Origin of the sequence: Haoranjiania flava (assembly GCF_025631005.1) — a bacterium.
Taxonomy (GTDB): domain Bacteria; phylum Bacteroidota; class Bacteroidia; order Chitinophagales; family Chitinophagaceae; genus Haoranjiania; species Haoranjiania flava.
Map to the genome: position 1 here is coordinate 135,121 of NZ_JAOTPL010000003.1, position 25,861 is coordinate 160,981.

At 42.2% G+C, this 25,861-nt stretch carries 20 protein-coding genes; 11 read left to right on the forward strand and 9 right to left on the reverse strand.

Features of this window, described 5'->3' with window-relative positions; translation table 11 throughout:
• Positions 1-278: 278 nt before the first annotated feature.
• Together OD355_RS03470 and OD355_RS03475 are read left to right on the forward strand one after the other, a co-directional pair.
• Positions 279-857: a c-type cytochrome gene (locus tag OD355_RS03470; protein ID WP_263037059.1), complete on the forward strand. Its 579-nt coding sequence runs from the start codon at positions 279-281 to the stop codon at positions 855-857.
• A gap of 188 nt (positions 858-1,045) precedes the next feature.
• Positions 1,046-1,567: a DNA-3-methyladenine glycosylase gene (locus OD355_RS03475; RefSeq protein ID WP_263037060.1), complete on the forward strand. Its 522-nt coding sequence runs from the start codon at positions 1,046-1,048 to the stop codon at positions 1,565-1,567.
• A gap of 216 nt (positions 1,568-1,783) precedes the next feature.
• Here OD355_RS03475 and mnmE read toward each other — a convergent pair whose 3' ends face one another.
• The gene (gene mnmE, locus OD355_RS03480) at positions 1,784-3,163 is read right to left on the reverse strand and encodes a tRNA uridine-5-carboxymethylaminomethyl(34) synthesis GTPase MnmE (RefSeq protein WP_263037061.1); all 1,380 of its coding nucleotides are present in this window, start codon (positions 3,161-3,163) and stop codon (positions 1,784-1,786) included.
• Positions 3,164-3,287: 124 nt separating this feature from the next.
• On the opposite strand from mnmE, the gene OD355_RS03485 reads away from it, so the two are divergent.
• A complete protein-coding gene (locus OD355_RS03485) occupies positions 3,288-4,889 on the forward strand; it encodes a S8 family serine peptidase (RefSeq protein WP_263037062.1) in 1,602 nt (533 codons plus the stop codon).
• Positions 4,890-4,910: 21 nt separating this feature from the next.
• On the opposite strand, the gene OD355_RS03490 is transcribed toward OD355_RS03485, so the two are convergent.
• Positions 4,911-5,717 carry a MerR family transcriptional regulator gene (locus tag OD355_RS03490; RefSeq protein WP_263037063.1) on the reverse strand — a complete coding sequence of 269 codons (807 nt, stop codon included), beginning with the start codon at positions 5,715-5,717 and terminating at the stop codon, positions 4,911-4,913.
• Between the two features lie 117 nt (positions 5,718-5,834).
• Between OD355_RS03490 and OD355_RS03495 the strand changes: the two genes are divergently transcribed.
• Both OD355_RS03495 and OD355_RS03500 read left to right on the forward strand, forming a co-directional pair.
• On the forward strand, positions 5,835-6,788 hold the full coding sequence (locus tag OD355_RS03495; RefSeq protein ID WP_263037141.1) for an NAD-dependent epimerase/dehydratase family protein: 954 nt from the start codon (positions 5,835-5,837) through the stop codon (positions 6,786-6,788).
• Positions 6,789-7,064: 276 nt separating this feature from the next.
• Entirely contained in the window at positions 7,065-7,919 is an 855-nt protein-coding gene (locus tag OD355_RS03500) for a murein L,D-transpeptidase catalytic domain family protein (protein WP_263037064.1), read from the forward strand.
• Between the two features lie 1,290 nt (positions 7,920-9,209).
• Here OD355_RS03500 and OD355_RS03505 read toward each other — a convergent pair.
• The gene (locus OD355_RS03505; protein ID WP_263037065.1) at positions 9,210-9,551 is read right to left on the reverse strand and encodes a hypothetical protein; all 342 of its coding nucleotides are present in this window, start codon (positions 9,549-9,551) and stop codon (positions 9,210-9,212) included.
• Positions 9,552-9,765: 214 nt separating this feature from the next.
• Here OD355_RS03505 and OD355_RS03510 point away from each other — a divergent pair, with 214 nt between their 5' ends.
• Positions 9,766-9,939 carry a hypothetical protein gene (locus OD355_RS03510; RefSeq protein WP_263037066.1) on the forward strand — a complete coding sequence of 58 codons (174 nt, stop codon included), beginning with the start codon at positions 9,766-9,768 and terminating at the stop codon, positions 9,937-9,939.
• A 187-nt stretch (positions 9,940-10,126) separates the two neighbouring features.
• On the opposite strand, the gene OD355_RS03515 is transcribed toward OD355_RS03510, so the two are convergent.
• Positions 10,127-12,427: a family 20 glycosylhydrolase gene (locus OD355_RS03515; protein WP_263037067.1), complete on the reverse strand. Its 2,301-nt coding sequence runs from the start codon at positions 12,425-12,427 to the stop codon at positions 10,127-10,129.
• A 90-nt stretch (positions 12,428-12,517) separates the two neighbouring features.
• Between OD355_RS03515 and OD355_RS03520 the strand changes: the two genes are divergently transcribed.
• Positions 12,518-12,988, forward strand: a complete 471-nt coding sequence (locus OD355_RS03520) for a regulatory protein RecX (protein WP_263037068.1) — start codon at positions 12,518-12,520, stop codon at positions 12,986-12,988.
• A 6-nt stretch (positions 12,989-12,994) separates the two neighbouring features.
• Here OD355_RS03520 and OD355_RS03525 read toward each other — a convergent pair whose 3' ends face one another.
• From OD355_RS03525 to OD355_RS03535, 3 genes are read right to left on the reverse strand one after another with little or no spacing between them, the layout of a single operon-like run.
• On the reverse strand, positions 12,995-13,639 hold the full coding sequence (locus OD355_RS03525) for a gamma carbonic anhydrase family protein (RefSeq protein ID WP_263037069.1): 645 nt from the start codon (positions 13,637-13,639) through the stop codon (positions 12,995-12,997).
• A gap of 29 nt (positions 13,640-13,668) precedes the next feature.
• A complete protein-coding gene (locus tag OD355_RS03530; RefSeq protein WP_263037070.1) occupies positions 13,669-14,595 on the reverse strand; it encodes a phosphoribosylaminoimidazolesuccinocarboxamide synthase in 927 nt (308 codons plus the stop codon).
• 56 nt (positions 14,596-14,651) lie between these two features.
• Entirely contained in the window at positions 14,652-14,963 is a 312-nt protein-coding gene (locus OD355_RS03535) for a hypothetical protein (protein WP_263037071.1), read from the reverse strand.
• Positions 14,964-15,025: 62 nt separating this feature from the next.
• Between OD355_RS03535 and OD355_RS03540 the strand changes: the two genes are divergently transcribed.
• Together OD355_RS03540 and OD355_RS03545 are read left to right on the forward strand one after the other, a co-directional pair.
• The gene (locus tag OD355_RS03540) at positions 15,026-15,562 is read left to right on the forward strand and encodes a cob(I)yrinic acid a,c-diamide adenosyltransferase (RefSeq protein ID WP_263037072.1); all 537 of its coding nucleotides are present in this window, start codon (positions 15,026-15,028) and stop codon (positions 15,560-15,562) included.
• Between the two features lie 819 nt (positions 15,563-16,381).
• Positions 16,382-16,945 (forward strand): DUF6580 family putative transport protein, encoded by a 564-nt coding sequence (locus OD355_RS03545; protein WP_263037073.1) that lies wholly within the window; start codon positions 16,382-16,384, stop codon positions 16,943-16,945.
• 13 nt (positions 16,946-16,958) lie between these two features.
• Here OD355_RS03545 and OD355_RS03550 read toward each other — a convergent pair whose 3' ends face one another.
• Positions 16,959-18,401: a glycine--tRNA ligase gene (locus OD355_RS03550; protein ID WP_263037074.1), complete on the reverse strand. Its 1,443-nt coding sequence runs from the start codon at positions 18,399-18,401 to the stop codon at positions 16,959-16,961.
• 42 nt (positions 18,402-18,443) lie between these two features.
• Positions 18,444-19,676, reverse strand: a complete 1,233-nt coding sequence (locus OD355_RS03555; protein ID WP_263037075.1) for a glycosyltransferase family 4 protein — start codon at positions 19,674-19,676, stop codon at positions 18,444-18,446.
• Between the two features lie 303 nt (positions 19,677-19,979).
• Here OD355_RS03555 and metG point away from each other — a divergent pair, with 303 nt between their 5' ends.
• Entirely contained in the window at positions 19,980-22,067 is a 2,088-nt protein-coding gene (gene metG / locus OD355_RS03560) for a methionine--tRNA ligase (protein WP_382303512.1), read from the forward strand.
• 575 nt (positions 22,068-22,642) lie between these two features.
• Positions 22,643-25,828, forward strand: coding sequence for a SusC/RagA family TonB-linked outer membrane protein (locus OD355_RS03565; RefSeq protein ID WP_263037077.1), 3,186 nt, complete (start codon positions 22,643-22,645; stop codon positions 25,826-25,828).
• Positions 25,829-25,861 lie beyond the last annotated feature (33 nt).

Below are 25,861 nucleotides of genomic sequence, written 5' to 3' on the forward strand. Positions count from 1 at the left end.
ACAGACAATTTGCAACAGGCGATAGGCAATGGCAAATCGCCAGATAATAACCGCTTGAATATGCAGGATACTAACCTATTTCAACGGCAAATAATCCTATACGTATCAGTTAAAAAATGCTTGCCGGAATAATTTGCCTGAGTAGACTTAAGCGCTTTCTGCACTTTAAGTGAAATCAGACCCAATTAAAAAATACCGGAAAAGTGGTATTGACTGGATTTGAAGAAATAAAGATTTTTGTGTAAACAAAATTTCTTCAATCTATTAATTATAATCTAATGAAAACAGCTTTATGCATTATGCTTATCGCCGGCGTAGGCTTTTTTGTTTCGTGCAACAATAGTCCGGAAGTTATAAATACACAGGAGCGTGTTGGTATAAACGATTCAGCGCTGGTTAGAAAGGGGGAACATTTAGTAATGATCGCAGGGTGCCATGACTGCCATTCGCCTAAGCGCATGGGGCCAAACGGACCGGAAATAATTCTTGAAAAAATGTTATCGGGCTATCCTTCTGAACGTACGCTGCCGAAGTTTGATACTGCTCTGGCAAAACGCGGCATAGCCCAAATGAGCGAAGATATGACCGCTGCCGCAGGTCCCTGGGGAATCAGCTTTGCATCAAACCTTACTCCGGATGGCACAGGCGCAGGCAGTTGGCCCCTGGAAAATCTTAAAAGAGCGCTAAGACATGGTAAGGCCAAAGGGCTTGAGTCGGGCAGGCTTCTGTTGCCTCCGATGCCCTGGTTTAATTACGTCAATTTTACAGATGAAGAAATAGAAGCGATTCATGCTTATCTAAAATCAATTACTCCCGTACAAAATATTGTTCCTCAGCCGGTGTTGTTCAAAAAATAAATTAAATAGCTGTTTTAGGCACTTACCGCATCTATAGTACTATTTCAAATTTGGCAGGTTAGTAATTTGAGTAAATCCATTTTGTTTAAATGATGTTTCCTTTTGAATGATCATAGGCAAAGTCAAAAACGGTAAGAATTAAATTTAATATTTTTGGTGCAATAAGATAATTTTTAAAACGAATTTTGATGGCTCAACGGATTACTGCTGCTTACTTTCAGCAAAACAATGCTGTATTTGCAGCACGTGATCTTCTGGGTAAAACACTGATGCGGCGCTTTGAAGATGGCAGTGAGGTCCGTGCCACTATCACCGAAACTGAGGCATACTACGGCAGCGATGACCTTGCCAGCCATGCCAGCAAGGGGCGCACTGCGCGCACTGAAATTATGTTCGGCCCCGGCGGTTACGTATATATGTACCTGATCTATGGCCGCTATTGGCTGCTGAATATCGTTACGGGTACTGAAGGTACGCCGGAAGCAGTGCTTATTCGCGGGCTTAGTACAGTGTCCGGCCCCGGTAGAGTGGGTAACCTGCTGAAACTCGACCGCAGTTTTTACGGAGAAAACCTCGCTGTTTCTGAAAGGTTGTGGATTGAAGATTCCAAACTTGAGGGCAGGGTAACCACCGGCCCGCGTGTAGGCATAGACTACGCCGGTGAAGAATGGCGGCTAAAAGCGTGGCGGTTTATGTTGGAGGGGAAGTGAGAGGTTGTTTTATTGGCTGGCAATATAAAGGTAAATATACCCAGCCATTATGCTCCAGCAAGTTCGATCATTTGATTGAGAGCTTAAATTCTATCCAATTATTTATGAATATCAAACGAAAACAACCGTCTTTCCAATAACTCTAAATATTTCACCTGATTTTGCAAAGAAAAAAAAGATATCTTTAAAATTAGGTTGTTCTTTTCATAGAGCTTCCTACTTTCCAATACAAAATTTCCCGAAAATAGTCCCCAGGATGTCCCTGTCTACTTCTACCTGACCGGTGATTTCGCCGAGGTAATGCAGTGCGCGGCGGATGTCAAGCGCCAGGAGGTCGCCGGTAAGCCCGTTATCCATGCCTTCGCTGATGTCTGATAAGCTTTCGGCTATTTTCAGCAGGGCAGCATGGTGCCGCTCGTTGGTCACGATGGTGTTTTCTGTATTGATATCTCCGCCTACAGCCTTTTCATACAGCAGTTCCTTTAATGCGTCCATGCCGAAGCCGGTTTTGGCAGCGGTGATGTTTTGCGAAAGATGTGCATCCGGTAAATGGCTGGCTCCTGGCTGTTGTTGCCATTTATCAAACTTGGTGTGTACATCAATGGTTTTTTGGGAATAATCCTCCAGCCACGGGAAATCATCTTCTTCAGTGTCTGTCATATCTTTGAGGTGCAGGATAATGTCTGCTTTGGCAGCGTTTTGTTTGCTCCTTTCAATACCGAGGTTTTCAATAGTATCTGTGGAATGTTCGCGTATACCTGCGGTATCTATGAGCCTGAAAAGTACTCCGTTGATGTTCATGGTTTCCTCAATCGTGTCGCGCGTGGTGCCGGCAATTTCAGAGACAATGGCACGTTCTTCATTGAGCAAAGCATTCAGCAGCGTGGATTTCCCGGCATTCGGCTTACCGATGATGGCCACACTTACGCCGTTCTTGATAACATTGCCCAGCCTGAAGGATTCAATCAGATTCGAGATCTGCGAGCTGAGTATTGCAATCAGTTTCCTGAACTGGCCCCTGTCTGCAAACTCCACATCTTCGTCAGAGAAATCAAGTTCCAGTTCTATCAGCGCTGCAAAATTAATCAGTTCCTCGCGCAGCCTGTCCAGGTCATTTTTAAAGCCGCCGCGCAACTGGTTCAGGGCAGTTTGTTGCGCAGCCTTTGACTGTGAAGCTATCAGGTCGCCGACAGCTTCCGCCTGGGTAAGGTCAAGCTTGCCATTTAAAAATGCGCGCTGCGTAAATTCACCAGGCATGGCCGGCCGCGCACCTTGCCTGATGAGCGCATGCAAAATTTGTTTTTGTATAAATACAGATCCGTGGCAGGATATTTCAATAACATCTTCACCCGTATAGGAGTGGGGGCCTTTGTATAGCGATAGCACAACTTCATCCAGTGTTTCAGCGCCGTCCTTCAATGTGCCATAGTGAATGGTGTGTGAGGCTTGAGCGGACAGGTCTTTATGTTTAAAAAGCCGGTTGACTATCTCAAAGCTTTTTTGCCCGCTGACGCGTACAACAGCTATGGCGCCCATTCCCGGCGGTGTTGCTATGGCTACGATTGAATCGTTTCGTTGTGAAAAAATATCCTGCATCCATTCGTTTTTTCAAAAGTAAATTAAATTATTTAGTTAATGAATTAGCAGCATATTTAGCGGTTGTGCAGCCCTCGCCAAATAAAATTGTAAATTGCAGCCTCAGTAAATTAATGATACACACATGACCAGGAAATTTATTTTAATCACTTTTTCTTTTACAATTTTTTTCTTACAGGCAGCAACCGCACAGAAAGCTGTACCGCGCGATTGGCATGTCCTTGATTTCGATACCGACAGTATCTACGGCATCAGCCTGCAGAAAGCTTATGATGCATTACAGGGCAGAACGCCTCAGTCTGTAGTTGTTGCTGTGATTGACTCCGGCGCCGATACTTTGCAAAACGACCTGAAAAATGTATTGTGGGTAAATCAAAAAGAAATTCCGCACAACGGCATTGATGATGACCGCAACGGCTATGTAGACGATGTACACGGCTGGAATTTCCTGGGCGCTAAGAATGATGCGCGAAAAAATGTAAACAAGGATTCTTACGAAGCAGAACGCGTTTATTTTAAATATAAACCGCTGTTTGAAAATAAGCCTGCCGGTAAAATAAAAAGAAGGTACCGTAAAGCATATGCCGATTGGGTGAAATCCAAAGAGCTGATCATTGAAAGGTCTTCATCAGAGATCAGCGCTATAGAAAGAGTGGCTGCCATGTTGCCTGAATTGCAGGAGCCGTCAAAAGTGATAGGCGAAAATTTTACACGGGAAGACGTGATAAAGTTTGAGCCTGCAGACGATAAACAAAGAGCGCTCAAGCAAATCTATCTTTCGCTTTTTACCCGGGTGCCCAAAAGTGTCACTTCAGCCAATTTAGATGCTGAAATAAAGAAAGTGCTGGAAGAAAAAAGAAGTAAGCTTGCATTGCCGGTTACGCCACCGCAGGATTTCCGCGGCCAAGTGGTTGGAGATAATTACGCCAGCATCCGTGATAAATATTATGGCAACTACAACATTGCAGCGCCTGACGTCATGCATGGTACTCATGTATCCGGCATCATTGGTGCACAGAGAGACAACAATACAGGCATGAACGGCGTAGCTGATCATGTGAAGCTTATGCAGATCCGTGCTGTGCCTGACGGCGATGAGCACGATAAAGATATTGCGCTCGCCATCCGCTACGCAGTGGACAACGGCGCAAAAATTATCAACATGAGTTTTGGTAAAAGGGTTTCTCCCGAAAGACAGTGGGTAGAGAAGGCGCTGCGCTATGCCGAAAGAAAAAATGTGCTGATAGTACATGCTGCCGGCAATGACAGCAGGCTGATTGATAACGATCCCAATTATCCCACACAATTTTATGGCAGGAATGACCGTAAAACTTTTAAAAATATAATCACCGTAGGCGCAAGCGGGGCCACCAAATCCACGGTGGTAGCCAGGTTCAGCAATTTCGGTAAGAAAAGTGTAGATGTATTTGCTCCGGGTGTAGGTATTTATGCTACGCTTCCGGGGGCAGATAGTTATGGCCCTTTGAGCGGCACCAGCATGGCTTCGCCTGTAGTGGCAGGTATTGCCGGTTTGCTGAAAGCTTATTTTCCGAAATTAACGGCGGTGCAATTAAAGCATATTATTGAGCAATCTGCTGTAAAAATTGATTTTGATGTTACCAACCCTGCCACAAAGCAGCCCGCTTCCTTATCAGAGCTTAGCAGGACAGGTGGCATTGTAAATGCATACCAAGCTGTGATGCTGGCCAGGCAAATGCATCCATAGGCAATATGTGTAGAGGCGGGTTTAGTTGTCCAGGTTGGCTTTTATTTCCAGCAGGAAGCCTTTGAATTTATTCAGCGACTGGATGATCTTTAAGTTGGCCTCTACATTTTCCTTGTTGGTTTTCAGGTATTTTCTTGCGCCATCAATGGTAAATTTTCTCTGGCGCAGCAGGTAGTAGATCACCTGCAGGTTTTTTATATCTTCCGGGCGGAAAAGCCTGTCGCCTTTGCGGTTCTTGCGCGGTTTTAAAACCGGGAATTCATTCTCCCAGAAGCGTAGCAAAGAATTATTTACCCGGAACCATCTGGCTACTTCGGTAATGGAGTAATATTGTTTTTTAAAAAGATCCTCGTCGTCCGGAACGCTTATCAGGTCTGCTTCGGTGTCTATCTCTTTGAAAGATTTCCTGCCGCGTTTTCTTACAGTAGTGATTTTTTCGCCAGGCTTAAAAGAAGTTGTTTCCATGGCAGCTTCTTCTTCAAAAACATCTTCCACTACGTCTGTTCCACCAACTTCTTCCGGTTGAAAATTCATGCCGGCTATTTCTTCTTCTTTTTCAAAAGAAATCATATCTGCCTCTTCTTCAATCACTGCCTCCTCTTGTTGTGGTAAGTTTTCTATAGGCGTTGCGATAGGCTCTGCCACAAACAAGGTAAATGTAAAGTTTAATGCTGCCGGCTTATCTGCTTCCTGCAGCTCTTTATCTTCCCGAGATACAACTTCGCCTGCAACCGTTTCTGTCAGCGGCATTCCGGGTGTTATTATGGCATCTTCATTCCCGGCGGGCTGCGTTTCGCCAAAATCAAAAAGAGAAAGCTGTTGTGTCATATTGTAAAATTAATAAAATTATCAATGGCGATAAAATTAGTAAGTAATTTAGATGATGCAAACTCCGTATTTTTGCAACTGAATTAAAAACAGTTAGCAATACATACCAAAGAAACGATATTAGTTACTGGCGCAACGGGGCTTGTGGGTTCTCATCTTATACAAAAGCTTGCATCCCGAGGCAATAGAATTATTGCATTGAGCAGGAGCGGCAAAAGTATTGCAGGCGCAGAAGGTTTTTCCTGTGATATATTGGATGTAGTGGAACTCGAAAATGCCATGAAGGGCGTAGATAAGGTCTATCACTGTGCGGCCGTGGTATCTTTTGACGGAGAAGAAAAGCAGGAGCTGTTCAACACCAATATACAGGGTACGGCCAATGTGGTGAATGAATGTATTGACGCCGGTGTAAAGAAGCTGGTGTATGTGAGTTCTGTAGCGGCATTGGGGCATCAGCCGGGGCAGAAGCCGCTCACGGAGGAAAATGAGTTTACGGGCAAAGGCTCTGTCTACGGCAAAACCAAGCATTTTGCTGAAATGGAAGTGTGGCGTGCCGGCTGCGAAGGACTGAATATAGCTATTGTAAACCCATCCATTATACTTGGTGCGGGCGACTGGAACAGCGGCTCCACGCAGCTGTTTAAATCTGCCTACGACGAGTTTCCTTACTATACCGAAGGGATACACGGCTTTGTGGATGTTAATGATGTGGCAGAAGCCATGATCAGGCTAATGGAATCAGGCATTTCCAACCAGCGATTTATTTTAAATGCCGTAAATATTTCTTTTAAAGAACTTTTTACCAAAATAGCCCTTGCTATGGGCAGAAAGCCGCCGCATAAAAAGGTTAACAGGTTTATGGCGGAGCTCGTGTGGCGTTTATCTTATCTGTCGGCAAAGTTTTCCGGCAAAAAACCGTTGCTCACCAAAGAGACTGCGCGTTCTGCACAGGAGTCGGTTTATTACAGCAATGAAAAGATATTGAAGGCGTTGCCCGGCTTTAGTTTTACACCGTTTGACGATACCATAAATCGTATTGCCGGCGAGTTGAAGAAGAGGTATAATTTATAGCTGTAAAAGCGCCATTTATTAACAGATTCAACGGAAAACCATTAACTTTCGGCCTTTTGTTGTGTTAAAACAGCAGATAATAGGAAACTTTTTCGCAAATTTGCAATCTTACTATAATGGAACACACAAAATCTACAGTTCTAATGTGAGACTAAAACCGTAGATTTTTTCAAGTAAAAATATATTTATTGATTCATAAATCAACTGATTAGAATAAAACAAAATCTGTGCCAAAGTGCTCAAATCGGATACAGTTGATACAAACCAGATTAGTAAATGAAAAAAAGATTAATTGTATTTTTAGGACTAGGCTTATTTCTTTCATCTTTTGCAGCCCCGGCAGTAAACAAACATGAAAATATGCCGGATGAAAAAAAATTCCCTTCACTTCTTCCTGAAAAAACTACAAGCACTAATGTAGCAGTAAGGTATATGGATTCTGTATACGGCAGGGTAAACCTGGCAAGTACAGGCCTGCAAAAAGAAGTATTTTACAAAGCTTACAAAGGTTACCAGTTTTTACTGAACAACGGTATGCTCAACAAGAGTAACCTTCTCACTATTGTAGATTACAGCCAGCCCAGCCAGAACCGCAGGTTGTATGTCATCAATCTGCAAACAGGCCGGTTGATCTACAACACCTTTGTATCGCATGGTAAAAATTCGGGTCAGGACTACGCTACCAGCTTTTCCAATGCCCATAACTCCAACAAAAGCTCTTTGGGTTTTATGGTTACCGGCGATTCTTATGTAGGAAGAGCGGGCTTTAGCATGCGCCTGCATGGTAAAGAAGACGGCTTTAACACAAATGCATACGACAGGGGCGTGGTAATGCACGGCAGCGATTATGTAAATCAGAACCGCGCAGATAACGAAACTGTAGGCAGAAGCTGGGGTTGCCCGGCAGTGCCCGAATCGTTGTCAAGGGAAATAATCAATACTTTAAAAGGAGGCTCCTGCTTTTTTGTATGGGCGCCTGATAATAATTATAACCGTACTTCAAAACTCATCAACGCAACCATTTCATGGCCTGAGCTGAAAGATATGGTTGAAAAAGAGAATATTAAACTGGCTACCAAGCCAATGAAAACTACAAATGTAGAGCTTAGCAAACTATCAGGCCTACTATAGAGACAATTGTTGTTTTTAAGATGGATAATAACGAAGGTTGCCGGTTGGCGGCCTTCTGAATTTTATAGGGAAAATAGCCACAGGAATATATTTTATCCGCAGATTCAATAGTTGAAGTAGGGTGCATTCCAAATTGTCGCTTAGTCAGGCAGCCCGTTTGAACCCATACTTTGCCATATTAATAACTTTATTCCATTGGTTGTTCTCTTTTAGCACTCTGAGGTTTAATATATTTTGAGCGCACTGCATTGTCCATCGCTGACCAGATTGCTTCATGCGGTGTTGAATGACTGTTTTATGGGATTCAATAGCGCTTGAGCCTATAATGCCGCAGCGTATGTGTACATAGCTGGCATAATCCATTCTATTTATATTGCTTTCATAATATTGAATGATCTTTTGGGCAGCCTCTTTTGGGGCTGTCTTTAAGCGTTTAATATTTTGTATAGGAAAATTGAAGAATTATTAACCATACTTCTGCTCCGCAGGAGCGGTATAATCATCTTTAAAGGATTTTGTAAATACATTGAGATAGCGCTCCTGCGGAGCGCGCCAAGAAATGATTTGAAATTCTACACAGATTAGATTCCTCCGGAATCTTAAATGAAAGGATGTGATCGTATAATCATTATAGTATAGAAAAATTGAGGAAATTATGAACTATATTTCTGCTCCCGCAGGAGCATAATCTGCATAGAAAAATGTTGTAAATTAGTTCCGCTCCACAGGAGCGGTATAATCACCTTTATAGGAGCTGCTTATTTTTGAAAAGGCTTTTAAGGATTTTGTAAAATACATTGAGATAGCGCTCCTGCGGAGCGCCAACAATGATTTGAAATTCTACACAGATTAGATTCCTCCGGAATCTTAAATGAAAGGTTGTGATCGTATAATCATTGTTGTATATAAAAATTGAAGAAATTATGAACTATATTTCTGCTCCTGTAGGAGCATAATCTGCGTAGAAAAAATGTTGTAAATTAGGCCCGCTCCGCAGGAGCGGTATCTCAATGATTGTAAATTCTATACAGATTAGATTCCTCCGGAATCTTAGATAAAAGGTTGTGATCGTATAATCGTTGTTGTATATAAAAATTGAAGAAATTATGAACTATATTTCTGCTCCTGTAGGAGCATAATCTGCGTAGAAATATGTTGTAAATTAAGCCCGCTCCACGGGAGCGGTATAATCATCTTTACAGGATTTTGTAAAATACATTGAGATAGCGCTCCTGCGGAGTGCGTCAACAATGATTTGAAATTCTACACAGATTGGATTCCTCCGGAATCTTAAATGAAAGGTTGTGATCGTATACCCAGCATATACAACACATTGTCCGGCTGGAGGGGTGAGGGTGTTCGGCTCTCGTTGACTACTGCTTCTGATTGCTTACCATAGCTGTCTGTTACACGATATTGCTGGGTGTTGCTTACTGAAACCCCGTCATTTTTTCTATAATCTCTTTCCCCTGGCCGTAACTGTCTAACTGGCCTGCATACACCATTGTTTCCTGCATTAACGGGCTGATTTGAAAACCATTGACTCCCTTGCTGAACCGATGAGTATTGGCAATACTTAGAGTTTTTTTTCTTGCGCCTGTCTGCCGGCACCTTGCCTAATTTTGCTTCCAATAACTGCTTAAATCAAGCATAATCTCAGAAATAGCTAAAAATTCTTCTTTGGCCATATCCTGGCTAAATTTGTTGCCAAATTTACCATTTATTTACCCCCCCGACAATTTGGAATGCACCCGTTGAAGTATACTGATAATAGAAAATGCTTTATTTTTATAAAGGGTAAATAGCTTTCATAAATAAGCAAATGTCATTAACGTAAAAGTCGCATATGAAAACAGCAGATATAAATACTAATTTAGTTGACAGTTATTACACATTACTAAAAAGCTTAAGCTCTGATAATAAATTAGAACTAATAGCCCCGGCTGTCTTATTCAATGAAAATCCGCCAACAAACAAAGGACAATTCCTGGAAGGCTTTATTTGGAGCTTTCATGCCTGATCAGTCGGCGGATGAATTCGTTAAAGAGTTGAAGGATGACAGGAAATGCAATCGTCAATCTATTGATTTGTGAAAAATATTCTTTTAGACAAATTGAAGATTGGACAAAGGGCTAAATCAGGATCAATATTTTATAGCAAAAAAAGCGTGACTGCCGCGCCACGCATTATTCAATATTTTTAAAAACTTATTTGAGCCAGGCAACCGGCACCGGCCGTCTTTCTTTATCGCCCGGAGCTTTCATCTGCAGGTCAAGCGTATAGCCGCCCCCTCCTTCAATAAACCTGAGTTCAAATTTATGGTAACCTTTTTTCAAAGCAATCTGCCCGCTTTTTTCAATAGGCGAGTGTAATCCATCGTTATCAACCACTACCTGGTCAGCAATTTTTAAAACAGAGCCGTCATCTGAAGTCAGGAAGAAAGAATAAATGCCGTCAGCAGGTACGTGGATGTAGCCGTTAAATTGCAGACCGAATACATCTGTACCTTTTACTTTAGATGCTATCACGGATATATCATCCTGCATCCAGGCGGCATCGGGCTCTTTCGTATCCATTTCTGCCACTTTCTTCAATACCGACTTATACATTTTTACATCAATGCCTTTGCCTGCCCTTTCGGTTAGTGAAACTATGGGATCCTGCTGGCGATAAGCAGCTTTATAAATATCGCCTCTCAGTCCATCCTTTGTAAACGCAGCAATGGTGTAGGTTACAGGCTTTGTAATAACAACAGGCTTGTTGAGCACCGCAGATTTATTGTGTGGAAGGCTGCCATCAATTGTATAGCGCAGGGTAAGGTCAGCTGCCGGTGGTTTTATATTCAGCACGGTTGATTTTGTAAAAACATTGTCTTCCAGCAGGCCTTCAATATCAGGCAGGCGGTATTTTGTGCCCATCGTTTCCAGTCTCTTTTGCTGGTGCGCCAGCCTGTTGCGAAAGTCTTTCCAGTTTTGCCTATGCGTCCATACTACTTCTGAAAGTGCGAGCTGCCGCGGTAAAGACATATATTCCAGGCGCGCTTCCGATGGTATCCATTCTGTCCAGATATTGGCCTGCACACCTATGATATTTGCGGCTTCCTGTTCAGTCAGCCCCTTAGGTACAGGGTTGAAATGATATACATTGTACAATGAATTTTTATCGGGAATAGCATCAAAGTAAAGCGGGTTGCCCGGGGTCATAATCACGCGGTTGCCATTTTTCGCAGCTTCCACAGGCGCTTTCGGCACCCACGACCGCCAGTACATAACATATGCTGTAGGGTTTACACCGCCTTCCAGTATCTCATCCCAGCCGATAAGCTTCCTGCCGTTTGCATTGAAAAATTTCTCCATCCTGTGCACAAAATAGCTCTGCAATTCATCCACGTCTTTCAGGTTTTCTTTGTCCATCAGCACCCGGCAGGCTGCAGCTTTTTTCCAGCTGTCTTTATTCACTTCATCGGCGCCTAAATGCACAAATTCATAAGGGAATATTTCGAAAATTTCTTTGTACACATTCTCAGCAAATTCAAATGTCTGCTCGTTGCAGGGGCAAAGAGGCACAGAAAACCCACCCGGCTTCCATTGGGTGTCGCCGCAGGCCAGGTGCGGGTAAAGCTGTACCGCAATATTCATATGGCCCGGCATATCTATTTCGGGAATGATATCAATGTGCCGCTCCTTTGCATATTGTACAATGCTTTTCATTTCCTGCTGGGTGTAGAAGCCGCCATAGATTGTGTCGCCGTTCACCACTTTTAAAAATCGCGGATCAAGTTCCATATCCGGATTGCCGGTTTCCTTAGCACGTTGTATGCAATCGCGGTCCTGGCTGTTGAGTTTGCGCCAGGCGCCTTTTTCAGTGAGCAACGGGTACTTTTTTATTTCAATTCTCCAGCCCTGGTCGTCAGTCAGGTGCAAATGAAATTTGTTGAATTTATACAATGCCAGCCTGTCGATAAACTTTTTTAAGTAATCCAGTGTAAAGAAATGCCTGGATACATCCAGGTGCATGCCGCGGTAATGGTATACAGGGAAATCTTTTATATAAACAGCAGGTATAGCAACACTTTTAAGGTTTTTATTGCTTTCAATGCCTGAAGGGGCAAGCTGCCTGAGTGACTCTATGCCTCTGAAAATGCCTGTTTGCGTTTTTGCTTTGAGTATAATTTTTTTTGCAGTAACATCTAATGTATAGCCTTCATCGTGTTCAATGGCTGCATCTAACTGCAGATGAATGCTGTTCCCTGCTTTTGCTTTATCGCCCGGTAAAGAAATACCCGGAAAGAGCTCTTTCAGTTGTGTTATTTCATTTTTTAAAACAGCGGCATCGGCTATGATGCCGGTTTGATGATTGACTATAAAGTTTCCTTCTCTTGCCTTTAACTCCTGCGGATAAGGGATGAGGGGATAGCGGGCAGCCGAAGATTGTGCAGATACATGACTAACAATAAATGTGGAAAAAATAATTAAAAAAGTTGCAACTTTGAAAAGGGTTTTATGCATAACGGTATGTGTTGATTGATAAGCATCAAATTTACGCATTAATGCTTACAATGTACACGGACAATTGTTTTCAGAATCAACGTTAATTCTATGCAGCAACGCTTGACACCACTACAGGCACGGCAAAAAATAAAATATTATTGCGCTTACCAGGAAAGAAGCCACCAGGAGGTTAAAAATAAATTATATGAATTCGGCTTGCGAAAAGATGAGGTGGAAGAGATCTTATCTGAACTGATCAGTGAAGACTACCTTAACGAAGAACGGTTTGCCAGGATCTTTGCCGGCAGTAAGTTTCGCCAGAAACAATGGGGAAAAAATAAAATTCTTCATGAGTTGAAAGCAAAGTCTGTAAGCCCTTACAACATTAAAATTGCCATGCGCGAAATTGATGAAGATGAATACGCCAGGTGCCTGGAAAAACTCACACGCGAGAAGTGGAATGCCTTAAAAAACGAACAGTACATTATCCGTGAAACAAAAACCATACGGTATATGATGCAGAAAGGTTTTGAAGCAGACCAGGTCAAAAATGTATTAAAAAATCTGCGCGGGAAATAGTTGCTGCTACTGCTGAAACCAGCTTGCATACTGCACGTAATTATCAGCAATACGCAGTATGGAATCTTTCATGTAAGAATCGCCCAGCTCTTTTACCTTTCTGGCGGGAATGCCGGCATAAATAGCGCCTGCTTCTACTACCGTATCTTCGGTAACAACTGCACCCGCTGCAATGATGGTGTTGGAGTGAATGATACACCTGTCCATTACGATGGCGCCCATGCCAATCAGCACATTGTCGTGCACTGTGCAGCCATGCACAATAGCATTGTGGCCAATGGAAACATTGCTGCCAATAACTGTAGGGCTTTTCTGGTAAGTGCAATGAATAATGGCGCCGTCCTGTACGTTTACCCTGTTGCCAAGTTTAATAAAATTAACATCGCCGCGTACCACACTGTTGAACCAGAATGTACATTCGTTGCCAGTAACCACGTCGCCTGCTATTGTTGCGTTTGGAGCAAAGAAACAGTTATTGCCAAAGCGGGGAGTTTTGCCTTGTACAGGCAGGATCAGGGCTGTTTTGGCGCCCTTTGAAGGGAAGAAGAGCTTCCTGATCAGCAGCAGTACTGCTGCTGCAATTACCAGTAATATGATGGAGCTGATGATGATCCAGACAAGGTAGCCGAAAGAAGGAAAAAGCATATCCATAAAATATATCTCCGGGTAGTAAATTTTATTTATCGGTGAGATTGAATGGCTTCTTCAATGGCTGTGCGGGTAGCTTCCTCACTCCAGTTCTCGGGTATAAATTTTTTACCGATCACTTTTTCGTACAACTCAATATACCGCTGTGATATTGTGTTTATCCAGTCTTCAGACATTTCCGGCACGGCCTGTCCTTCCTTACCCATAAAATTATTTTCTATGAGCCATTCCCGCACAAACTCTTTGGAAAGCTGTTTCTGCCTTTCGCCTTTTTGCTGCCTTTCCTCGAAGCCATCTGCATAAAAATACCTTGAGCTATCGGGCGTGTGTATCTCATCCATCAGCACAATTTCATCGCCGATCTTACCAAATTCATATTTTGTATCTACCAGTATCAACCCCTGCTTTGCCGCAATTTCTTTGCCTCTTTCAAAAAGAGCCAGGGTATATTTTTTCAGCGTATCCCATTCTGCTGCAGTAGCCAGCCCGCTGGATATGATCTCCTGCTCAGAAATATCTTCATCATGTCCTTCGGCTGCTTTTGTGCTGGGCGTGATGATGGGTTGTGGGAAATAATCATTCTCTTTCATGCCTTCGGGCATTGGTACGCCGCAAAGTTCGCGTTTACCGCTGCTGTAAGTGCGCCATGCATGGCCGGTGAGGTTGCCGCGCACAACCATTTCTATTCTAAAAGGCTCACATCTTCTGCCGAAAGCAGCATTGGGCGCAGGCGTTGCAATAAGCCAGTTGGGGCACACATCCTCTGTGGCTTTCAGCATGTAAGCCGCAATTTGATTCAGCACCTGTCCTTTGTAGGGGATGGGCTTAGGCAATATCACGTCAAAAGCCGAAATGCGGTTGCTGGCAATCATTACAAGCTTGTCTTGGCCAATGGAGTATACATCGCGGACCTTGCCTCTGTAGAATGCTGTCTGGTCTGAGAAATGAAATTGTTGCATGCGGCGAAGTTAAACAATTTCAAAAAAACACCCTGCGAAAATATTACAGCGCTTTGCTACATTTCAAGTTCTTCACATGCGCTTTTGAGCTCGTTGTAAGTACGTTGTTCGCCTGCTTTTTTAGCTTGTTCCATACCTGTTTTGTAGCATTGCAGCGCTTGCTGATCCATTTTTTTACGTTCCAGCAATTGTCCCAGGTGATAATAAGATCCTACATACGCCGGGTTGTTCTGCAATAAGCTTTCCAGTAATTGTTGTGCTTCTTCATCATTGCCTGCCTTAATGTATTCCAATGCCAGTGCGTGTTTCAGGAAGCTGTCGCCGGGGCTTTCCTGCAAAAAAGATTTTAATTTTTCTATGCGTTCCATATTAATTAAGCGGGATAGATAGTTGATTATAGCTATGTTTGCACCAGTTAAAATATTCAGCCATGCAAATTTACACTAAAAAAGGCGATGCGGGACAGACTAGCTTATACGGAGGTTCAGGCATTTCAAAATCTGCCCTTCCAATCCATGCATGCGGCGAACTGGATGAGCTGAATGCTTTTATCGGCGCGGCTTGCAGCAGGCTGGGCGATCAGCAGATCGTTGAAAAATTGCAACAGGTGCAGTCAACGGTTTTTGTGATAGGTGCTATTATTGCAGGTGCAAAGAATAACGATAGCCTGCAAATAACAGTACAACATGTGGAGGAACTGGAAAAATCTATTGATGCTATGGAAGCTGAATTAGCACCTTTAAGAAATTTTATTTTACCGGGAGGAAGTGAGGCGGTTTGCAGCATTCATGTGGCAAGAGCTGTCTGCCGGCGTGCCGAGCGGGCTGTAGTGGCATGTGATGAGATACAGAAGCTGCCGCCTGTTTTATTGCAATATATTAATCGCTTATCAGATTATTTATTTGTGCTGGCAAGATTCATAGGCAAAATGCAACATGTGGAAGAAGTAGTTTGGAAAACGAGATAGGTAATCCGCGTCATACGTTTGCGGAAAATTGTGGTGAGAAAATCTAAAAAACCAATCCCACCAAGGCGCGAAGGCAGGAAGGCTTTATCTGGAGCTGCGCTGTTTGATATTTATTTGTCTTTGCGAGCAAGGAGCTCCTGCGGTTCCGGAGTCCTTCAGAGGGAGCAAAGCAATCCCGATGTTTTCACGCAAACAATGCAGATGTTTTTCACTAAGCCGCAAAGAAATTATACTACCATGCTTGTTGAGGTTTTGCGTTTGGAATGTTGACCGGTACCTGAAAACTTACTTTATGAGCTATTGTGCTTTCCTCGTGTACATATTGGTTAAATAAAAAATAATCTAAACCACAGGAATGAATTATTGTGTCAGGTGAAAACACCAGACACGGCGCAAAGCCGCAAATAAATTATACTGAGCGGTGCCGGAAAACTTTCTTTGTGAGCTATTGTGCTTTCTTCTTGTACATAGTGGTTAGATAAAAATAATCTAGACCACAGGAATGAATTATTGTGTCAGGTGAAAACACCAGACACGGCGCGCAAAGTTTTACGTTTGGAATGTTGACCGGTACCGGAAAACTTACTTTGTGAGCTATTGTGCTTTCTTCTTGTACATAGTGGTTATAAAAATAATCTAAACCACAAGGATGAATTATTGTGTCAGGTGAAAACACCAGACACGGCGCGCAAAAAAATAATCTAAACCGCAAGGCACACAAGGTTTACACAATGTGCGCCAGAGGGCTTAGGTTGCGCTGCATTTGCAATCTCCGTTTTAATTATTGAGCGGTAAAGCAAAAAATTATAAATTTGCCGTATGAACAGGAATATTATTTTAACCATAGCTCTAACTGCCTTAGCCGTTGCATTGTTTCGTATCATGCCCAGGTGGGAAGGCGTTTGGGGTATTACACCTATTTTCTCCATTGCGCTTTTTTCAGGCAGCATATTCAAAAGCAATAAAGGCATGGCATTCCTTCTTCCCGTGCTGGCATTATTCTTTTCAGATGTTTTATGGCAATTAATTGACGGCAGCGGGTTCTATCCCGGGCAGTTCGTAAATTACATATTGTTTGTAATGATTACCTGCATCGGCTTTTTTATTAACAAAAATAATGTCGTAAACATAGGTCTGGCTTCGCTCGCAGCGCCAACTGCCTTTTTTCTTTTATCCAATTTTTCGGTGTGGGTCAGCGGAGGCGGGCTTGCGAGGCCGAAGAATTTTGCCGGCTTAATGCAGACTTACGTTGACGGCTTGCCCTTCTATTTTCCGTGGCAGTTAGCTTCTACTTTATTTTTCTCTGCACTGTTGTTCGGAGGCATGTATTTATTGAGCGCGCATAAAAAAACGACGTCCTCTTTTTCCGAGAACGCCGTTTGAAATTTATCGTAAATTATAACTCGTTTAATATTCTTTCTTTCAGCTCACTGATTAATATCCTTTCCTGCTGCATAGAATCACGATGCCTTAAAGTAACGGTATTATCTTCTTTTGTCTGATGATCAATCGTTACGCAAAACGGTGTGCCTATTGCATCCTGGCGGCGGTAGCGTTTTCCGATTGCATCTTTTTCTTCGTAAAAACATTTAAAAGACCCGCGGCATTCATCCAGAATATCTTTGGCTATTTCAGGCAGCCCGTCTTTTTTGGTCAAAGGCAGTATAGCCAGCTTTACCGGGGCAATTTTGGGTGCAAATTTTAAAACAACGCGGCTGTCTTCAGTGCCGTCTTCTTTTTGCAGCTTTTCTTCTGTATACGCGTTGGAAAGCACCATCAGGAAAGCACGATCCAGGCCTATGGAAGTTTCCACTACATACGGTATGTAGTGTTTATTGATTTCCGGGTCGAAATAAGTTTGCTTCTTTCCGCTGAATTCCTGGTGACGGCTCAGGTCGTAGTCTGTACGTGAATGTATCCCTTCCACTTCTTTAAATCCTATCGGGAACTCATACTCAATATCCACGGCAGCATTGGCGTAGTGCGCCAGTTTCACGTGATCGTGGTAGCGGAATTTTTCCGGTGCAATACCCAGGCTTTGATGCCACTCCAGCCGTTTCTGTTTCCATTGTTCATACCACTCCAGCTCGGTGCCGGGCCGGCAGAAGAACTGCATTTCCATTTGCTCAAACTCACGCATGCGGAAGATGAACTGCCTTGCTACGATCTCATTCCTGAAAGCCTTTCCTGTCTGAGCTATGCCGAATGGGATCTTCATCCTGGCAGTCTTCTGTACGTTCAGGAAGTTTACAAAAATTCCCTGTGCGGTTTCCGGGCGGAGATAGATGGTGCTGGATTCGTCTGAAACTGCGCCCAGCTGTGTATCAAACATCAGATTGAACTGGCGGATGTCTGACCAGTTGCAGGTATTGCTCACTGTGCAGCTTATTTTATTTGTATCTATCAGTTCTTTGAGGCCTGTGAAGTTTTCTTCGCCGAGCAGCGCATCCATATCTGCCAGCAGTTTGCCTGCTTCTTCTTTTTTACCTGCTGCTTCCAGCTTATCGGCATGTTGCTCAATAAGGTGATCTACACGATAGCGTTTTTTACTGTCTTTATTGTCTATCAAAGGATCGCTGAAGCTGTCAACGTGGCCGCTTGCTTTCCAGGTGGTGGGATGCATAAAAATTGCGGCATCGATACCCACGATATTGTCCTGTAACTGCGTCATTGATTTCCACCAATAATCACGTATGTTCTTTTTCAATTCGGAACCATAAGGGCCGTAATCATATACTGCGCTTAATCCGTCGTAAATTTCACTGCTGGGAAAAACAAACCCGTACTCTTTGGCGTGAGAAATGATCGCCTGAAAATTATTCTCTTGCTGCTTGTTCATAACAGCAAAAGTAAAGAACCATTTAGTTTAAGGGAAATTTATTTATTCCGGCTTCTTTTCGTTCGCGGCCATGGCATGTTCTGCAGATGCCGTATTAAATTTAGGCTTTACATTCTTCTCTTTCAGCGCGGCCTTTTCTTTAGATCTCCGGTCAAGTTTTTTCATGAGTCTTTCGTTCACGGGTATCAGCGGCGCCTTCTGTCCAAGATGCCTGTTCCTGGCATTCATGGCAATCGTCATCAGCACAAGGGCTATCAACAATAAAAGCGATATGGTGTACGTAGGGTTATAATCTTTCAGGATAAACGCCACACTTATAAACAGTATTTTTACCATGGCCAGCGTGATTACGATTTGTTTAGATTTAAAACCGGTATCTAAAAGAATGTGGTGAATGTGTGTCCTGTCGGCAGCAAAAGGAGAATTGCCTTTAAGGATTCTTGTGATGAATACCCGTAAAGTATCAAAGGCCGGGATAAAAAGTAATGCAACAGCCAGGCCAATCCCTCCGCTGCCTGCCAAAACAGGATCATATTCATATTTATCAATAATAGCAACGCTTGTGATGGACAGCAGATAGCCAATTTGCAACGAACCGGTATCACCCATAAAAATCCTGGCCGGAGAAATAAGGTTGTATCTTAAAAAGCCGATCAGCGCCCCCACCATACAAAAGCATACCATAGAAAGGCCGTAGTTGCCGCCAAGCGTACTGAAAAATACGCCCAGGAATAAGAAGCCTAATAAGCCTTGTGTGCCGGCCAGCCCGTCAACACCGTCTATAAGGTTGTAGGCATTGGTTACAAAGGTTATTATCAAAAAAGTAATTACCGCGCTTACAATATATGGAATGTGATAGATGCCCAAAAATCCATGCAGGTTTTTTATCCTTAAATCAGCAAGCACTACAATGATAAAGGCAGCTCCAAACTGCGCCATAAATTTTTTATACGCGCTCATGGGTACCAGGTCGTCCTTAAGGCCTGTGACAAACAACAAAAAAGCGCCTGCAAAAATATAGTTCCATTCCGGTAAAAACCTGCCTACCTGAAACAGCGCACATACAAAAGCCACGGCAGCAAAAATAGCGATGCCTGCAAGATTGGGCGTTACGTTAGCATGCTTCTTTCGTCCCGTAGGCTTATCAAGCAGCCTTTTTCTTTTTGCCACATAAATAACGCTGGGAATAGATTGCCATACAATAATGAGTGCTGTAATAAACACTGCAATGTATATCAATATGATCTTGGAGTCTGAATTAAAAATGTCCTGCATTATTTATTTAACTTTAAAACTGGGTGATGCATGAATGAGCCATTTAGAAATGCTTCTCACAAACGTGATGATTATTTGGCGAAACGAAGTTTACTGGCAGTAATTCCATATATCCGGCCATTCAAAACATTTAAAGCATTTATCCATGAACTAAAATATACAAATTCCTTTCCAATTTTATTCACTACAGCCCAAAGGTAAATTATTATTTTACAGAATTCCTAAATATGGTTATAAACCACAAAGCGTTTTGCTACTTTACTTTGCGCTAATTAAAGTATTTTTGCAAAATAATATTTGATGATGGAGAACTACAAAAGAATTCTGGTTACTGCTGCTTTACCTTACGCAAACGGCCCTATACATATAGGCCATCTTGCCGGCTGCTATATCCCGGCAGATATCTACGTACGCTACCAGCGTGCTCAGAAGAGAGATGTTAAATTTATCGGCGGAAGCGATGAGCATGGCGTACCTATTACCATTCGTGCTATGAAGGAAGGCGTAACGCCGCAGGATATTGTAGATAAATACCACGCGCAGATAAAAGACAGCTTTGAAAAGATGGGTATTTCTTTTGATATTTATTCAAGAACATCAAATGCTATACATCACCAGACAGCAGCAGCTTTTTTTAAAGTGTTGTATGATAAAGGACTTTTTGAAGAGAGGGAATCAGAACAATATTACGATGCTGAAGCCAACATGTTCCTGGCCGACCGCTACATTACCGGCACCTGCCCTGTTTGCGGCAATCCGGGCGCTTACGGCGACCAGTGCGAGAAATGCGGCAGCAGCCTTTCCCCGGAGCAGCTTATTGATCCCCGGAGCACGCTGAGCAATGCTATACCTGAGAAAAAGACAACAAAACACTGGTATTTTCCTTTGCAGAATTATGAAGCCTGGCTGAAGCAATGGATTTTAGAAGGCCATAAAGAATGGAAAAATAATGTTTACGGCCAATGCAAAAGCTGGCTGGATAATGGCCTGCACCCCCGCGCTATGACGCGCGACAGCAACTGGGGCATCCGGGTACCGCTGCCGGATGCCGAAGGAAAAGTACTGTACGTATGGTTCGATGCACCTATTGGTTATATTTCCGCTACCAAAGAACTTACAGAGCATTGGGCAGACTACTGGTGCAGTGAAGATACCAAGCTGGTGCATTTCATTGGCAAAGACAATATAGTATTTCACTGCATTATTTTCCCAGCCATGCTTAAAGCGCACGGAGGGTTTGTATTGCCGGACAATGTACCTGCCAATGAGTTTCTGAATATCGAAGGAGACAAAGTTTCCACCAGCCGCAACTGGGCGGTATGGGTGCATGAGTACATACAGGATTTTCCCGGATGTGAAGATGTGATGCGCTACGTACTTTGCGCCAATGCGCCGGAAGCAAAGGATAATGACTTTACCTGGAAAGATTTCCAGGACCGGAACAACAGCGAGCTGGTAGCCATATTCGGCAACTTTGTAAACAGGACTTTTGTGCTGATGCATAAACTGTGCAACGGCAAAGTACCCCCCTTTCATAACGACATTATAGATGAGGCAGATAAAATGCTGATAGCAGAAATTCATGCTGCAAAAGAAAAAACAGAGCAGGCGCTGGAAACCTACCACTTCCGCGATGCCGTTTTTGAAGTGATTGACCTGGCACGCAAGGGCAATAAATATATGCAGGAAAAAGAACCGTGGATTGTGGCTAAAAGCCTTAACGCAAACCGGGAAAATCAAAAGCTGATAGACAATTGCCTGCACTTGTGCTTACAGTTAACAGCTAACTTATCTATACTCATCAATCCTGTACTGCCGAATACTTCCCGCAAAATGCTGCATATGATGAAGGTGGTAGAAAGGATGCTCGATTGGGAAAATGCAGGAAGAGCAGACCTGCTGAAAGTAGGCTACTCTTTGCGCGCACCGGAATTACTATTCAGGAAAATAGAAGATGCCGAAATAGCAGCACAGATTGAAAAATTACATGCCGGCGGACAAGAACAGGTAAAACAGCAGGCAGGGCTTATTGAGGAGACTGAAAAAACGGTACTACCGCTAAAGCCTGAAATAGTTTATGATGATTTTGCAAAGCTTGATATGCGCATAGGTACAATTGTCTCTGCTGAAAAAGTGGCTAAAGCAGATAAATTGCTGAAATTAGAGATAGATCTGGGTTTTGAGAAAAGAACCATTGTTTCCGGCATTGCGCAACACTTTCAACCCGAATCCATTCTGAATAAACAGGTTGTGGTAGTAGCAAATTTAGCCCCGAGGAAAATGCGCGGCATTGAAAGCAATGGTATGATACTGATGGCTGAAGACGCTTCGGGCCAACTGGTATTCATAAACCCTGACAGCTTTACCGGCAACGGCAGTACGGTAAGTTAAATGTGCGAAAGTTTTAATAACAAGATTGCGCTCCGGCTGCAGTCTTTGCCTTTGCGTAAGCTTAGCATATTGTAAGCCCCTTCTATTTTATAAATACTATTTTTTTTGACATTGGCTTAAGCTGGCCACAGGCTACGCGTAAGTCGAACTGGCGGGTTTAAACCTTCTCCCAATGTATTGATCCATATATCTTAACATTTACAGTTATACACGTAAAAGTACAGGCTGGTTTGCAGAACACTGTTAAAGGATATGCAAAACTCCCCAATCTCTAATTGCCTATTAATTTATAAACCTGTTCGTTGATATTTTTCAAAATTTCTGCGATATATTTCACCAAAGCTCAAAATAGGCATCTTTTTGCAACATAGATTCGAATATTTTTTCTTTTAATTTAGTGTAAAATTTACTACTTAATTATTTGAAGATTAACAATTTATATTATTCATAAACCATATGAACGGTAGTTTTCTTTTATTGTAAAAAAAATATGCAAAAAGTTGATTGAAAAAGTTAAAGTTATCTTTTATATTTGTTTTAATAAACCAAAACGGCAGTTTTCATAAACATTAACCTTGTTTGATGTTTTTATTGGTTATCATTTATTCACAAACAATTATCTATTTATGAGTAAAATTTTTAAGGGGTTAATTGTGCTCCTTCTTGTTTTTACGGTAAGCGCCTCTATGGCACAGACTAAGGAAGTTACCGGGAAGGTTACAGATGTTGACGGCGCTCCTGTTGCCGGAGCTACTGTAAGAGTTGTTGGCGGCAGGGCAGGCACTGCTACTGATGCCAACGGGGAATTTAAATTTAAGGTGCTGGATAAGATCCAGGAAGTTACTGTGAATGCTATCGGTTACCAGGAGCAAACGGTGCCGATAACGGGAAACTTTCTGGCCATAACTTTGGTAAGAGGAGAAGGTGCCACAGATGCAGGTAGCGAGGTAGTGGTAACAGCTTCCGGCTTGAGAACAAAAAAAGCTGAAATTGGATATGCTGCAACTACACTTAACAATGCAACTCTTACTCAGGCATCGCCAATCAATGTAACATCTTCTTTAGCAGGAAAGGTTGCGGGTTTGCAAATCTCTGGAGTAAATAGCGGTGTTAACCCCACTTACAGTATTGTTTTGCGTGGTTATCGTTCTATTTTAGGTAATAACCAGGCTTTAATTGTATTAGATAACGTCATTGTGCCAAATTCAGTTCTGGGTAATATGAACCCTGAAGATATTGCAGACATTACCATTTTGAACGGTGCAGCATCAGCAGCCTTGTATGGGTCTTTAGCCTCTAATGGAGCAATAATTGTAACAACTAAAAAAGGTTCTGGAGCTACCAGTTTTACTATTTCTCAAACTGTGTCTGCACAGGAAGTTTCATTTTTTCCAAAGTTACAGAAGAAATACGGTTCCGGTTCAACTGCTTACATTCAAGAATATCTCCCTTTTGAGAATCAGCAATATGGTACGCCTTTCGACGGTGCTTTAGTAGAGATCGGGGAGTATCCTTTACCAGGGGGTGAAATTCAGAAAGTACCTTATGCATGGAATGATAAAGAAGGTAAGCTAAACTTCTGGAAACGTTCACTTACATCACAAACCGATTTTTCTATTTCCTCTTCCACATCAAAGGGTAAGATATATTTTTCAGGTCAGCATGTTGCTTCTAACGGAACTATTGAGGGAGATACTTATAACAGAACAGGCGCAAGTGTAAGTGGACAGCATAACTTTTATGATAACTTAACATTTGACTATTCTGCCAGGTATATGAGAAATAATTATGACCAAACCACCCAACAGTCAGCTATCTACGAATTGATATTAAATACTCCTGGTCATATTCCTCTTACAAGATATAAAAACTGGCAGACAGACTCGTTTGCAATGCCCAACTACTATTTTAATGCATTCTATAATAACCCTTACTTTCTAAAAGATAATTATAGGGAAAAAGTTAGAAATGAAAATATGATCGTTAACGCCGCATTAAAATATTCTCCGTTTATGTGGCTTGATATTACCGGTAGAGTTGGAATGACTTCTTTAAACCAATCTATTAAAACAACTACTGGTATATATAAGTTTAATCAATATGCTATAGACAAAACCAACGGCACTTATAAAAAAGAAAACATTAATGGATATGTGGAGGAATATATGAGTTACAGCAATAGATTGATAGCTGATTTCATTACATCTTTTAAGAAGAATAATATTGAGAATTTAGAATTGCGATTGAATATAGGCACTCAGCTCATGCAAAACGATGGTAAAAATTTGAACGCATCAATATCTGGGCTTGCCCTTCCTGATTTTTATAATATTGGAAACCAGACATCGCCACCAACTGCTACAGAATCAATCTCGAAGTCTCGTACTATTGGTATCTGGGGTGAATTTTATGGAATATATAAAAAGTTTCTTACCCTGCATCTTACAGGGCGAAGAGATCAAGTGTCTATTCTGGATCCCGGGTACAATTCATTTTTCTATCCAGGAGCAGATATATCGTTTGTGGCTAGCGAAGCTATCCCTGCAATAAAAAATTCTAGAACAATTAGTTTTTTGAAATTGAGAGCTGGAGTTGCTAACGTGGGTAGTGTAAATATAGATCCTTATAATACTATGCCTATTTATAGCCAGGTGTCTGGTTATCCTTTTTCAGGAAGCTATGCATACTCTATCGGCAACAGACTGGTTCAGACAGGTTTAAAACCAGAGTTTACACTTACCAGAGAAGTAGGTTTTGATTTGGACTTATTAGACGGAAAAATTTCAACAAATTTTACTGCTTATAAAAACAATACCAAAAACCAAACATTGCCCGTTTCTATTTCACGCGCCACAGGCTATTCAACTATTTTAACGAATACAGGCGTTACCTCTGGAAAGGGTATTGAGGCATCAATAACGTTCTACCCGGTGAGAAACGCCGTATGGGAGTTAGGCTTAGGCGGAAATTATACTTATAATGATAATAAGGTAGATGAGCTTGGCTTACAAGACTTAGACAAGTTACGTTTATATGCTTATGGTAATGGAACAGGGGTATATGCTGCGCAAGGAATGCCATTTCCTGCATTGTATGCAGTACCCCATCTTCGTGATAGCGCATCCGGTAAAATTATAGTTGATCCTGTAACTGGTTTTCCGAGTGCAGATCCAAATATAAAATATATGGGAAACACACAGCCAAAACACAGAATGGGTCTCAATCTTAATGCAAGATATAAGCAACTTAGTTTGAGAGCTGTTGCTGAATACAGAGGAGGATATGTGATCTATAATGGCGGAGCAACCACTTTTGAGTTTTCAGGTGCCGGAATTAATACAATCGCATACAACAGAGGCAGGTTTGTAATTCCTAATTCCGTTTATTGGGACGCTGCGCAAAATAAATATGTAGACAATAAAGACGTAACTATAACAGAAGGAGGAGCAAATTATTGGCCACAAGGCACTGTCCGAACAGGAATCACTGAGAATTATGTTACCTCAGGCGCTTTCTGGAAACTCAGAGAAGTTGCATTGGGATATATGTTGCCGACTTCTTGGATGCAAAGCCTGGGTTTCTTAAAAGAAGTATCTTTAAATTTAGTTGGACGGAATTTGTTTATGTTGGTGCCTAAAACAAACGTATATACAGATCCTGAATATAGCGCTGGAGGTACAGCTAACTATGTTGGTATTAATACATTAGGTCAGAATCCTCCAACAAGATATTACGGTGCGACCTTAACTTTAAAATTTTGATAATTAGTGGTTGTAATATCATTACCATTTAAT